At 43.7% G+C, this 12,120-nt stretch carries 11 protein-coding genes; 7 read left to right on the forward strand and 4 right to left on the reverse strand.

The genetic code is table 11. The features are described from left to right. The first annotated feature begins 115 nt into the window (after positions 1-115). Genes BSR11_RS14805 through BSR11_RS14815 form a run of 3 tightly spaced genes read left to right on the forward strand, consistent with a single transcriptional unit; the run spans position 116 to position 1,331 of the window. Positions 116-436 (forward strand): ArsR/SmtB family transcription factor, encoded by a 321-nt coding sequence (locus BSR11_RS14805; protein WP_072671228.1) that lies wholly within the window; start codon positions 116-118, stop codon positions 434-436. Between the two features lie 10 nt (positions 437-446). Continuing rightward, on the forward strand, positions 447-866 hold the full coding sequence (locus BSR11_RS14810) for a YeeE/YedE family protein (RefSeq protein WP_072671099.1): 420 nt from the start codon (positions 447-449) through the stop codon (positions 864-866). Positions 867-899: 33 nt separating this feature from the next. Next, complete coding sequence (locus tag BSR11_RS14815; RefSeq protein WP_072671100.1) at positions 900-1,331, forward strand: YeeE/YedE family protein; 432 nt, start codon at positions 900-902, stop codon at positions 1,329-1,331. Between the two features lie 102 nt (positions 1,332-1,433). On the opposite strand, the gene BSR11_RS14820 is transcribed toward BSR11_RS14815, so the two are convergent. Continuing rightward, on the reverse strand, positions 1,434-2,333 hold the full coding sequence (locus tag BSR11_RS14820) for an endonuclease/exonuclease/phosphatase family protein (protein ID WP_072671229.1): 900 nt from the start codon (positions 2,331-2,333) through the stop codon (positions 1,434-1,436). 289 nt (positions 2,334-2,622) lie between these two features. Between BSR11_RS14820 and nrdD the strand changes: the two genes are divergently transcribed. Next, entirely contained in the window at positions 2,623-4,743 is a 2,121-nt protein-coding gene (nrdD, locus tag BSR11_RS14825; protein ID WP_072671101.1) for an anaerobic ribonucleoside-triphosphate reductase, read from the forward strand. Positions 4,744-4,777: 34 nt separating this feature from the next. Next, positions 4,778-5,254: an anaerobic ribonucleoside-triphosphate reductase-activating protein gene (nrdG, locus tag BSR11_RS14830; RefSeq protein WP_072671102.1), complete on the forward strand. Its 477-nt coding sequence runs from the start codon at positions 4,778-4,780 to the stop codon at positions 5,252-5,254. On the opposite strand, the gene BSR11_RS14835 is transcribed toward nrdG, so the two are convergent. The 3 genes from BSR11_RS14835 to rtxB are packed head-to-tail and all read right to left on the reverse strand — an operon-like array spanning position 5,223 to position 10,857. Further along, positions 5,223-7,391: a type I secretion system permease/ATPase gene (locus tag BSR11_RS14835; RefSeq protein WP_072671103.1), complete on the reverse strand. Its 2,169-nt coding sequence runs from the start codon at positions 7,389-7,391 to the stop codon at positions 5,223-5,225. The genes nrdG and BSR11_RS14835 overlap by 32 nt on opposite strands. Before the next feature lie 2 nt (positions 7,392-7,393). After that, the gene (locus BSR11_RS14840; RefSeq protein ID WP_072671104.1) at positions 7,394-8,755 is read right to left on the reverse strand and encodes an HlyD family type I secretion periplasmic adaptor subunit; all 1,362 of its coding nucleotides are present in this window, start codon (positions 8,753-8,755) and stop codon (positions 7,394-7,396) included. Beyond that, complete coding sequence (rtxB, locus tag BSR11_RS14845) at positions 8,752-10,857, reverse strand: RTX toxin T1SS ABC transporter subunit RtxB (RefSeq protein ID WP_072671105.1); 2,106 nt, start codon at positions 10,855-10,857, stop codon at positions 8,752-8,754. Before rtxB ends, BSR11_RS14840 begins: the two co-directional genes overlap by 4 nt. A 421-nt stretch (positions 10,858-11,278) precedes the next feature. Here rtxB and rtxH point away from each other — a divergent pair, with 421 nt between their 5' ends. Together rtxH and rtxC are read left to right on the forward strand one after the other, a co-directional pair. Continuing rightward, positions 11,279-11,626: a protein RtxH gene (rtxH, locus tag BSR11_RS14850; RefSeq protein WP_072671106.1), complete on the forward strand. Its 348-nt coding sequence runs from the start codon at positions 11,279-11,281 to the stop codon at positions 11,624-11,626. A gap of 25 nt (positions 11,627-11,651) precedes the next feature. Next, positions 11,652-12,113: an RTX toxin-activating lysine-acyltransferase RtxC gene (gene rtxC, locus BSR11_RS14855; protein ID WP_072671107.1), complete on the forward strand. Its 462-nt coding sequence runs from the start codon at positions 11,652-11,654 to the stop codon at positions 12,111-12,113. Positions 12,114-12,120 lie beyond the last annotated feature (7 nt).

The raw sequence follows: 12,120 nt of genomic DNA on the forward strand, positions 1-12,120 counted from the left end.
GACAACAGTATAAGGTTATTAATTAGATTTATCTAATTTTTATTTAGCTAAATAAGTGTTGACTAATTTAATGTTTGGTTACTATTATGTTGACAGTGTGACCGGAGAGAAGCGTATGGCTGAGATAAATATTGATCAAATGCAAGTTCATATTGATGAGGTCACGGAATTATTAAAAATTATGGCTCATCCTGAACGGATGATGGTGCTGTGTCAGTTGATTGAAGGTGAAGTCGCGGTAGCTCAGTTACAACAAGCGTCTTTATTGAGTCAATCAGCCTTATCGCAGCATCTTGCTTTACTGCGTAAACAGCGATTGATCAGCGCACGTAAACGCTCTCAACAAGTTTTTTATTCTTTGGCCGATCAGCGTGTTCAACAACTGATTGCCAGTTTACAACACATTTTTTGTCACCCAAATAACGCTAATTCATGATGAGGTAATTATGACATTTTCAATTCCTTGGTATTCGCTATTCGGCGGAATGTTGCTTGGCGTCTCAGCGACTTTATTGCTGTTATTGAACGGTAAAATCGCTGGGATCAGTGGTATTCTTGGTGGTTTGTTCACCCCTAAAGCGCAAGATACTGCATGGCGCTGGTTATTTATTATTGGCTTAGTGGTGGGAGGCGTGTTTGGGGTTCGTTTATTCGCCGCCGAGGTGCCTTTGCAGTATTCATCGAGTACAGGGATGCTCATCATCGCTGGCTTACTGGTTGGTTTAGGGACTCGCTTAGGTAATGGCTGTACCAGTGGTCATGGAATTTGTGGGATTGGGCGTTTGTCACTGCGCTCTATTGTTGCGACGGGGATCTTTATGTTGGTTGCTGGCATTACCGTCTTTGTCCGTTTGCATCTTCTTTAAACGCATAACTCCTTTTATTAGTAAGGATAGATCATGAATACGTTCTTATTTCGTTTTACGTCACTGGTAACCGGCTTATTGTTTGGTCTCGGTATGGTGATTTCTGGTATGGCGGATCCGACCAAGGTGATAGGCTTTTTAGATGTTACTGGCGCTTGGGATCCAAGCCTAATGTTTGTGATGGGCGGTGCGTTATTGGTCTTTATGCCGGCTTATTTCATTATGATCAAACCAAAAGCTAAGCCGCTTAATGCCTCGAGTTTTAGTCTGGCGAATAATCCCCATCTCGATAGTCGTCTGATTAGCGGCGCGGTTATTTTCGGCTTAGGATGGGGGTTAGCAGGCATCTGCCCTGGGCCAGCAGTGTCAAGTTTGGCACTAGGTAACCGTGACGTATGGGTATTTTTTGTGGCTATGTTGACCGGTTTATTCGTCATGGGACAATGGCTAAAAACCAAAAATTAGTGACGATCTGTTAGTTATTTAAGATGTTTAGGTCTATGGCGTATTGAAAAATGTCATTCAATACGCCTATTTTTTATCTGGTCTTAATAGACTGTAAAAGAATTACCAGTGAAATTGACCATTGATCGGACAATGATCACTCAGTCGGTAGCGCAGCACTTCATCAGCAGGAAAAACGATTTGTTGTACCTGTTGATACACGACTTGGCTGCTGACAATCATATGATCAATTAACGAACGAAAACGGTGCAGTGTATCTGGCTGACGGCGAGAGCGAACTTGGCAGTGTGCGGGCGTTTCTTGAGTCGCGAGTTGCACTGGCTCGTTTAACTCTTGGTTAATTATTTTCCATAGCCAATCCCCATGGTAAGCGAGATTATGATTAAAATCGCCTAAGATGATAGATTGCTGTTGATTGCGCTCTCGTTCTTGTAGCCAATGGTTGAGTGCTCTGCCCTGAGTTTTTAAAGTCTGGCAACTGTCAGCATTGGGATGAAAGGCTCCAGCGCATCCGGCTTTTAAATGCACAGCCAATAAATGCATCTCTTTTCGAGTATCAGGATAGAGAATCACATACGTGGCGAAGCGCAGTTTATGATTAGCCCGTCCATAGAGATCAATATCAGCTGGTGTTGCAAAAGGGATCGCCGATTTGATAGCAAAGCCAGTGTATTGATTGAGTGTTCTAAATTGATGTTGTTGATGTCGTGACGTGGCACGGTCAGACAAGACAATCCGATAATCATTGCCGACCACTTTTTGTATCGCTGCAACACTATCGACTTCTTGAAACGCCAGTACATCAGTGCTGAAACGCTGAAAATGTCGAGACAAGGCTTGAAAATCCGTTTCGCTACGTTTGCCCTTATCGTCAGGCGCATCGAGATTTAAGTTCAGCCATTCTATATTCCAGGTTGTGATACTGATCGGTTGTGCATAGCTACCAAATGAGCTGAGCAGTATCACACAGAGAGCCAATCGTGACAGAAATCGGGTTATCATGGTTATTTTCATCCGTTGAATCTTAAGTCCTTAGCCTAGCAGGCTTTTTAAAAAATCAATACGTTGTTTGAGAAAATGCCTATTTTCATCGTTTCTCAATAGATTGAGATCATTGACCTAATTATCGTCTTCTTCTTATCCATGGTCTGATTTTTATTGATCCAAATCAATACGAACCAAAGTCACTTTTCGTCTAATACGCCACAACATATAGTGTCAGTGGTTCAAGCTTGTGCCTATATGATGTATTTGTGGATAAGCGTGTGGATATGCTGGGTAAGGAGAGATAATGAAACCAATCGTAATCAAGCGTGACGGCTCTAAAGCGTCGTTTAGCCGAGATCGTATTCAAGCGGCGGTAGAAAGCGCGGCTGAACAAGTCACCAGCGAGATTGCTATTTATGCACTCAATGTCGCGTTAGCGGTTGAATTACAACTTGAGGGACAGCAGCAGGTTCATATTGCTGAGATTCAAACCTTAGTCGAGAATGAACTGATGCAGGGGCCGTATAAAGGCTTAGCCCGCTCCTACATTGAATATCGTCACGATCGCGATATTGCCCGAGAAAAGCAGAGCACCTTAACTAAAGAAATTGAAGGTCTGATTGAAGAAAGCAATGCTGATCTACTCAATGAGAATGCCAATAAAGACGGTAAAGTAATCCCAACTCAGCGTGACTTATTAGCGGGGATTGTCGCTAAACACTACGCTAAGACGCGCATTCTGCCACGAGACATTGTACAAGCCCATGAGCAAGGTGATATCCACTATCACGACCTTGACTACGCGCCATTTTTCCCAATGTTTAACTGCATGCTGATTGATTTGCAGGGGATGCTCACTCATGGTTTCAAGATGGGCAATGCGGAGATTGATACACCGAAATCGATTTCTACCGCCACTGCCGTAACCGCGCAAATTATCGCCCAAGTCGCTAGCCATATTTACGGTGGCACCACAATCAACCGTATTGATGAAGTGCTCGCCCCTTACGTGACGGCAAGTTATCACAAACATTTGGCGATTGCGGAAGAATGGAGCATTGCTATACCGCAGGATTTCGCCATGTCACGTACTGAGAAAGAGTGTTATGACGCGTTTCAATCATTGGAATATGAAGTCAATACCTTGCACACAGCTAATGGGCAAACCCCTTTTGTCACCTTTGGTTTTGGTTTAGGGACATCGTGGGAAGCGCGCTTAATTCAGCAATCTATCTTAAAAAATCGTATTGCTGGGCTTGGTAAAAATCGTAAAACCGCCGTGTTTCCTAAGTTAGTCTTTGCAATTAAGCAGGGGATAAACCATAAACCCGGTGATGCTAACTACGATATTAAGCAACTGGCTTTAGAGTGCGCGTCGAAGCGTATGTACCCTGATATTCTTAATTACGACAAAGTGGTTGAAGTTACCGGTTCATTTAAAACCCCGATGGGATGTCGAAGCTTCCTCAATACATATCAAGAGCAGGGTGAGCTTGTTCATGAAGGGCGTAATAACTTAGGTGTGGTGAGTTTAAACTTGCCACGTATTGCACTTAAAGCCAAGGGTGATGTAGATCAGTTCTATCGTTTATTAGATCAGCAACTACTGCTGGCTCGTCGAGCCTTAGAGACTCGGATTAACCGTTTAGAGAATGTTAAAGCACGGGTTGCGCCGATTCTTTATATGGAAGGGGCTTGTGGGGTTCGTTTGCAAGCCGATGATACGATTGCGCAAATATTTAAACATGGCCGCGCGTCGATTTCATTGGGTTATATTGGCCTACATGAAACCATTAATGCGTTATTCGGTAATGATAAGCATGTCTATGATAGCCCCACATTAAGAGATCATGCGCTGCACATTATTAGTAGATTGCGTGCCGCGGTTGATCTATGGAAAGAAGAAACCGGCTACGCGTTCAGCTTGTACGCAACGCCAAGCGAAAATCTATGTAGTCGATTTTGCCAAATTGATACCAAAGAGTTTGGGATTATTGCTGGTGTGACCGATAAAGGTTATTACACCAATAGTTTCCACTTGGATGTTGAAAAGAAAGTTAATCCATACGATAAAATTGATTTTGAAATGCCATACCCAGCGATATCCAGTGGTGGTTTTATCTGTTATGGCGAGTTTCCTAATATGCAGCTTAATATTGAAGCATTGGAAAACGTCTGGGATTACAGCTATAGCCGAGTGCCATACTACGGCACCAACACGCCGATAGATGAGTGTTATGAGTGCGGTTTTACTGGTGAGTTTTCTTGTACCAGCAAAGGGTTTGTCTGTCCGAAATGCGGTAATCATGACTCGGCAAAAGTGTCGGTCACGCGCCGAGTTTGTGGTTATCTTGGTAGTCCAGATGCAAGACCGTTTAACTTCGGCAAACAAGAAGAAGTCAAGCGACGAGTGAAGCACCTATGACGGTTTTTTTCATCAGATCATCAGTGGTTGAGCTATGAATTATCATCAATATTATCCCGTTGATGTGGTGAACGGGCCGGGGACTCGCTGCACTTTGTTTGTCTCTGGCTGTGTGCATCAATGTAAAGGTTGTTATAACCAAAGCACTTGGTCGTTGACTTCTGGTTTGCCATTTACTACGCAATTAGCCGATCAGATCATTGCTGATCTCAATGATCAGCGCATTATTAAGCGGGGTTTGTCACTGTCCGGTGGCGACCCTTTACATCCGAGTAATGTCCCTACCATTTTAGCTTTGGTGCAACGAGTTAATCAGGAATGCCCGGGTAAAGATATTTGGTTATGGACGGGTTACCGTTTATCTGAATTGAACGCTCAACAGCGCCAAGTGCTCGATTATATTGATGTATTAATTGATGGTAAGTTTGAGCAAGACAAAGCGGATCCAAGTTTACCGTGGCGTGGCTCAAGCAACCAATTTATTCACCGACTTGCTGCTTCCAGAGCTTAGCGTATAGCCCCTGCTGTGTAAGCAACTCTTCATGAGTACCACTTTCGGCGACTTGGCCTTGGTCTAACACAAAAATGTTGTCAGCATGGCGAATGGTGTTGAGTCGATGGGCGATACTTATCACGGTCCGACCACGACATATTTCATCCATGTTGCTCATGATCGCGGCTTCAGAGTTATAGTCGAGTGCCGAAGTCGCTTCATCAAGTAATAAAATTCTGGGGTTGACCAACAGAGCTCTAGCGAGCGCAATACGTTGTCTTTGGCCACCAGACAGTGCGCTGCCTTTTTCGCCAACGGGTTGGTTGAAACCGTGTGGTAGACCTTCAATGAATTCTAATGCTCCGGCAAGCTGAGCTGCGTGGCGAATTGCTTCATCGGTGGCTTGTGGTTGACATAATCGAATATTGTCCGCCACACTGCCTGAAAATAAGATGCTTTCTTGTAATACTACGCTCATATTACGACGCAGAGAAACTGGGTCAGCAATCGCAAGATCCATTCCATCAACTAAAACTTGTCCATGCTGAGGTACATACAAACGCTGCAGCAAACGGGTGAGTGTACTTTTTCCTGAGCCAGAAGGGCCAGTGATACCAATAAATTGCCCTGGTTTGATCTTGAGTGATAGGTTGGCCAGCACTTCAGGAGCATCTTGGTGGTAACGAAAGCGAATGTTACTAAATTCAATACCGCCTTCGAGTTCCGGCACAGAGGCTAAGCCTTGTTTACTGTTTTCTCTTGGCTCATCGAGAATATCACCGACTCGTCTTAACGCGATGAGCGTGTGCTGAAAATCTTGCCAAATTTGTGCCAGTCGCAGGACAGGCTGAGTCACATGGCCTGCGAGCATATTGAAGGCGACAAGCTGACCGGGTGTGATTTCCCCCTTGAGTACCGCGCTAACTCCCCACCAAAGCAGCAGTGCCGCCGTCAGTTTTTGTACCAGCGCGATAGCTTGTCCAGCAATTAAACCGGATTTTTGTGCATTGAAGCTGCGGGTTAACTGCTGGCTCAGAATGCGTTGCCACTGCTCAAGAAAACGGTGTTCCGTAGCGGTGGTTTTGATGGTTTCAATACCGGTAACGGCTTCGGTCAAAAACGTTGTTGCGTTAGCATCGGACTCGTACTCAGACTCGACTTTTTTGCGGATCAATGGTCCTGCAATCAACCACAGCAGAAAATAAATCGCCAGTGAGCCGATCACTAACCAAGTTAGCGTGCTGGCGTAATGAAACATGACAGCGAGAAAGACGGAGACAAAAATCAGATCAAGCAATAGCATCAAAGTCGAACCCGTCAGAAACTGACGAATTTGCGCCATTTCACGTACGCGAGCAATAATTTGCCCTGTTTGACGCTGCTTGAAATAGGTTAACGGTAAGCCAATCAAATGCCGATAGAGTCGCCCTGAAAGCTCGGCATTTACTTGACTAGCAAGATGACCAAAAATGGTATTGCGTAAATAGCTGTATGCTGGCTCAGCTATCGCTAACGCTAACATCGCCAGCGCCAGCACATGCAAGCTTGAGAGACTTCGCCCAACGAGTACCTTATCAATGAGATTTTCAAACAGCATTGGGCTAACCAGTGCAAACACCTGGAGTGCAATCGCATAAAAAAAGACATCTCGCAGTTGGCTTTTTTGACGAAGAATAGAAGGTGCGAACCAACTTAAACCAAATTTGACCTCTTTTGTGCTTAATGCTTCATCGGCAATCAGCATGACTTTATAGCTTGTTTCAGAATCCGGAGCTGAGAGTGGCTGGATTTGCAGCTCTTGTGTTTCGGGATTGTACAAGGTCCAGTGTTTGTCATCGATTTGTGTCATGACTTTCCAGCGCCCCTGATTGTCGATCAGTGCTGGGAGTGGAAGCGTAGCAAACTCTTGAATGTGTATGTTTGTTATCTGGCTTTTGAGGCCGAGATAATCGGCGGCCTCTCTCATTTCCATGTCAGAGAGGCGGGCATGACTTATCCCTAACGCATGTTTAAGCTGCGAGATGCTGGATTTCTTATGAAATTGCTGACCTACGTAAACGATCGCTTCAAGCCCGTAATTGTCGTTGGGAAGCCTTTGCGATAATTCTTGCTCAGAATGATGAATTGGTTTGTCGGTCGATAAAGTCGCTTGCATCGTTACCTTTCCCTCAAAGCTTCAGCTTGGTATTCTCGAATTGGGCTGAGTAGATAGTCAATAACACGTCGTTTATCCGTTTTAATTTCAGCCACAACCGACATGCCGGGTGTGAGCTCGACTCTCTGACCATCGATGAGAATATTGTTTGTGTTCAGATGCACTTGCGCTGGAAAAACTAATCCTAGCTTTTCATCCGTGGTGGAATCGCGCGAGATACTGAGTAACTCAGCGTCTATCGTGCCATATCGAGTGTAAGGAAAAGCATCGACTTTGACGGTCACGGACTGACCTGGATAGACAAAGCCGACATCTTTATTCAAGATCTGAACTTCCGCTTGTTGGACGCCATTTTCTGGCACAATGATCATTAAGTTTTGCGCAGGTTGCAGCACTGCACCAAGAGTATAAACACTTAGCTGTTGTACTGTGCCATCGACAGGAGAGCGAATGATTTCTAGCTGCTCTCGCTCGCGAACTTTAGAAAGCTCTTGATCTAAGGCCGCGAGTTGCAGTTTGGCTTGTCTGCGTTTTTCCAACCACTCGCGCTGTTTTTGTGCTTTGAAGCCAGTTTGTCTCTCTTCAAGAGTTTGATATTGGGATTTAAGCACCTCTAGCTCTGCACGTTGCTGGGCGACTTGACGCTGTACTTCAAGCAACTCTTTTTCTTGCTCTAGATACTCAATGTGACCAATCACTTTGACTTGATTGAGTTTCTTACGCGCCGCAAGGCGTTGGCTAATGTTTTCAGTGAGGTGCATTAAAGCATTGATATCGCTTTGACGGGCCGCTTGTGAAGTACGGTTAACCCTCATCTCGGCAACAATGCTCGCTAGCGTCGAATCGAATTCGTTTTTTTCACTGAGATAGTTTTCCTGGACTACATCTTGTTGCTCGGTAGATAAGGCGACAAACATCGGATCTTGAGACAAGGATTGCCCATTAAGTAACGCACGATAACGAATCAGCTCGTTGGTTTGAAATTCTGCTTGGCTTATCAAACGAGTGATATCTTGGTTAACTCCCAAGGTATCGAGGGTCAGTAATGGTGCGCCTTGCTTTACTCGCTGACCATCTTGGACATGGATACTTAATACTCGGCTTTGTTCATAAGATTGGATCACTTGTGAACGCCCAGATACTACAAGGCGGCCAGTAGCCGTGGCTTGTACATCCAGTTTGCCCCAATATGCCCAAAGTAGGGCGGCAAGCACACCCAAGCTAAGGGTGATGGCTGTTAAACGAGCAAAAGGTGACGGCGGGCGATGAGCCAAAGCAAGATGTGCGGGCAAAAACGTATAATGATGCTCGGCTTTGTGATGTGGCTTTTTTTTAGTGAGCCAGAGTTTCACGATGTTCTTCATCCGATAGCGTCCTCTTGTTTGAGCTCTTGCTGAAGCTGCCATAACTGTTTGTATTGTTTGCCGAAGGTGAGTAATTCTTGGTGTGATCCTTGCTCAACAATATTGCCCTGATGTAACACTATGATGCGATCGCAATCTCTTACCGTAGATAAGCGGTGAGCAATGGTGATGACTGTGCGTCCTTGGGCAATGTTAGCCATATTGGCTTGAATTAACGCTTGAGATTCATCATCCAGTGCACTGGTAGCTTCATCTAATATCAATATTTTTGGGTCCGATAACAGTGTGCGAGCAATGGCGAGGCGCTGTCTTTGACCGCCAGAAAGCGATTGACCACCTTCTGCTAATACTGTGTCGTAACCCATGGGCAACTTGAGGATAAACTCATGGGCACCAGAAAGTTTTGCTGCCGCAATAATTTCTTCTAAGCTTGCTTCGGGTTTAGATTGGGCAATGTTTTCACTCACACTTTTGTTAAATAAAAAGTTCTCTTGTAGCACCACTCCAACTTGTTGTCTCAGTTGTTGAACATTGATCTGATTCAGCGGAATGCCATCAATGGTAATGCTGCCTTGCTCAGGGCTATACAGGCGCAACAGCAGACGGGCGAGGGTGCTTTTCCCTGAACCTGAAGTGCCGACGATCCCCAATGTTTCACCCGCGCGAATTTCTAGTGACAAATTGTTAATGGTCGGTGGGATATCTGGTTGATAACGAAAGAGAATATTTTTGAAGCTAATCGCACCGTATATAGTGACATTGTCACTCCCGGTATGCTGTTCCACGGGAAGGTTAAGCATGTCTCCGAGCTTCTCGATGGCAACACGGGTTTGAATGAATTGTCCCCATAGCTCAACCATACGCGCCAAGGGTTGCGCGATGTGGTTGGTCATCATATTAAAAGCAATCAACTGACCAATCGTCATCTCGAGTGAAAGCACTTCTGTCGCCCCCAGCCACAAAATCGCCACACTGGTTACCTTTTGCAGTAATTGTACTAAGTGGTTTGAGCGGTTATTGAGTTGTTGGACGTCATAGCCCGTTGCGACCATTTTATTTGTTTGTTCGTCCCAGCGTCGGATAAATCTCGGTTCAACAGCTAAACTTTTTAGCGTTTCACTACCAGCTACGGTTTCGGTGAGAAATGAGGTATTTGCTGCTGCATGTGAGAACTGTTTTTCTATTGCACCTTGCATTCTTGGGGTAAGCCACCAAGCGAGTACAATATAAAAGGGGATAGTGGCGATAAACAACCAAGTAAGAATCGAAGAAAGTAAGCTCATCACATAAATAAAGACGAACACGAACAGCAGCTCTATGCTTAAAGTAAACATAGATCCAGTCAAAAACTCGCGAATCGTGTCGAGCTCGCGTACTCGTGTAACAATCGCGCCAATTTGGCGAGATTTGAAAAACATTAATGGCAAACCAAATAGATGTTTGACCATTTTTAGTCCAAGCTGGATGTCAATCCTATTCGCAGTATGTGCGTATTGATATTCTCGCAGAGCGCGCAGAACCACTTCGATAACCCCTGCTACCAATAGGCCAAAAACAAGTACATCAAGAGTCGACCAAGCCTGATGCACCAGTACTTTGTCCATGACAACTTGGAAAAAAAGTGGTGAAATGAGAGCCAGTATTTGCAAAACGAAAGAAAACAAAAAAATCTCACTTAACACTCTTTTATGCTGAAGAAATTCAGGAATAAACCAAGTGATATCAAAGCGAGCCTGTTTTTGATTGATTTTTAAAGATTTCTTGTTCCAATTTTCCTTGAGTTCATCATAGGAAATAACTTCAGGCGTTTCTTTATTAGGCCTTTGCACTAAACATTTATCTTCATTAGTTTTTGCTAAAATAAATGGTGAGCCTTGATTGTCGAATAAGATAACGGGTGTTTTAATCTTATTGATTTTTTTAAAATTTAAGTTTTTTGTAGCTATTTTTATTTTGTATTTATTTTGTATTTTATCGAGTTCTTTCTGGAAGTCATCAGCTTTTGTTAAATTAGTATTTTCTTTAAATCTATCTTTGTTGCTACTGATAATGCTTAAATAAAAATGAATGCATATCAGCGTTAACCTTTCATCGTTGGACATACTTAAATTACTTTGCCGATTAATTACACTTGTTTCGGAAGGGCAAAATCCTAGCACCTTAAGTCAATGCGTTCAATTATCAATTGCATTTGTCTTATCTAAAAAGTACGCGTATTGGTTGTTTTGTCTTCGATTTTCGGTTTTTATTATGATTCAAATCACATTGCCTTGCAATGATTTTGTTGTTTACATTTTTGCAAGCTTAATGAGTAAGCGTCGAATGAAATAGAGTTTTAACTCTAATTTGGCGTGTTAAAGTATATTGATAGCAATGAGTTAACGATGTAATATCCAACTTGTAAGAAAATGTTACCATGATAAATGGTTTATTTTTTTATATTTGTCCCTTTGTTCTTACTAGTAGAGATTGTTATTGAAAAATAATCTCTTCCATTTTTGTATAAAATAAGTTTGGAAATTTATGATTGAGAAGTTTGTTCAAACGGTATCGAGTGTTAACTACAATAAAGGGGTTTTTTCTCTTTATTTCGTCGGTCAGGATCAAAATAATATGGCTAACGGCGTAATGGCTGAAAGCGATAATGATCTTGAATTAAAGCAAGTTGTGCATATGCCTGCGTCAGGTTTTATGTATATGGTTTCTATGATCAAGAATATGCTTGAAGATCCTCGTATGGAAGCTGAATTTAATAAGCTCGTCGCGGCTGGTTTTTTACCAGCAGGTGATGTCTCCGCAAATTCAACAGAAGATGCCGTTGCAGAAGAGAAACCCGCAGTGAAGAAACGTCCTGCTCAAATGAAAAAATAACCGTGTATCGGTTGAGATAGGGCTTATGTCTATAACACATCAACCCGCAAATCTCACATTAGCGCAAATACAACAGATGATCGGTGGTGTGATGCTGCTCAGCCAGCATTCGCCGCTTCATCGTCGTTATGTGGTTGCAGAATGGCTGCAACGCATTATGCCTGCGTTTGAGCTAAACCAGTTTTGCTATTACGAAGATGAGCATGGACGGCCAATTGCCTTTTGTAATTGGGCGTTTGTCTCTGAGCAGATCCGAGGTGAGCTGCTCTCTGGTGTGCGCGAAATATCTCCATCCGACTGGCTTTCGGGCCAGCAAATCTACATTCCAGAGATGATTGCTCCATTCGGGCATGGTCGCGAGATTGTCAATGATCTGCGTCGCCGTGTATTTCTTCCGTGGCAGGGGCAGAAAGTCTGTACTGTCCGCGGCAAAGTGGATGCTCAAAATGACCGCTGTATCCGAAAGGTACAGTGGTTTTCTATTTAATTCTTAA

The sequence above is a fragment of the Vibrio injensis genome (assembly GCF_001895205.1).
Taxonomy (GTDB): domain Bacteria; phylum Pseudomonadota; class Gammaproteobacteria; order Enterobacterales; family Vibrionaceae; genus Vibrio; species Vibrio injensis.

What these genes read in the sequence shown, in the direction of transcription:
- BSR11_RS14805 (WP_072671228.1), top strand. Translation starts at nt 116, where the DNA reads ATGGCTGAGATAAATATTGATCAAATGCAAGTTCATATTGATGAGGTC.
- BSR11_RS14810 (WP_072671099.1), top strand. Translation starts at nt 447, where the DNA reads ATGACATTTTCAATTCCTTGGTATTCGCTATTCGGCGGAATGTTGCTT.
- BSR11_RS14815 (WP_072671100.1), top strand. Translation starts at nt 900, where the DNA reads ATGAATACGTTCTTATTTCGTTTTACGTCACTGGTAACCGGCTTATTG.
- BSR11_RS14820 (WP_072671229.1), bottom strand. Translation starts at nt 2,333, where the DNA reads ATGATAACCCGATTTCTGTCACGATTGGCTCTCTGTGTGATACTGCTC.
- nrdD (WP_072671101.1), top strand. Translation starts at nt 2,623, where the DNA reads ATGAAACCAATCGTAATCAAGCGTGACGGCTCTAAAGCGTCGTTTAGC.
- nrdG (WP_072671102.1), top strand. Translation starts at nt 4,778, where the DNA reads ATGAATTATCATCAATATTATCCCGTTGATGTGGTGAACGGGCCGGGG.
- BSR11_RS14835 (WP_072671103.1), bottom strand. Translation starts at nt 7,391, where the DNA reads ATGCAAGCGACTTTATCGACCGACAAACCAATTCATCATTCTGAGCAA.
- BSR11_RS14840 (WP_072671104.1), bottom strand. Translation starts at nt 8,755, where the DNA reads ATGAAGAACATCGTGAAACTCTGGCTCACTAAAAAAAAGCCACATCAC.
- rtxB (WP_072671105.1), bottom strand. Translation starts at nt 10,857, where the DNA reads ATGTCCAACGATGAAAGGTTAACGCTGATATGCATTCATTTTTATTTA.
- rtxH (WP_072671106.1), top strand. Translation starts at nt 11,279, where the DNA reads ATGATTGAGAAGTTTGTTCAAACGGTATCGAGTGTTAACTACAATAAA.
- rtxC (WP_072671107.1), top strand. Translation starts at nt 11,652, where the DNA reads ATGTCTATAACACATCAACCCGCAAATCTCACATTAGCGCAAATACAA.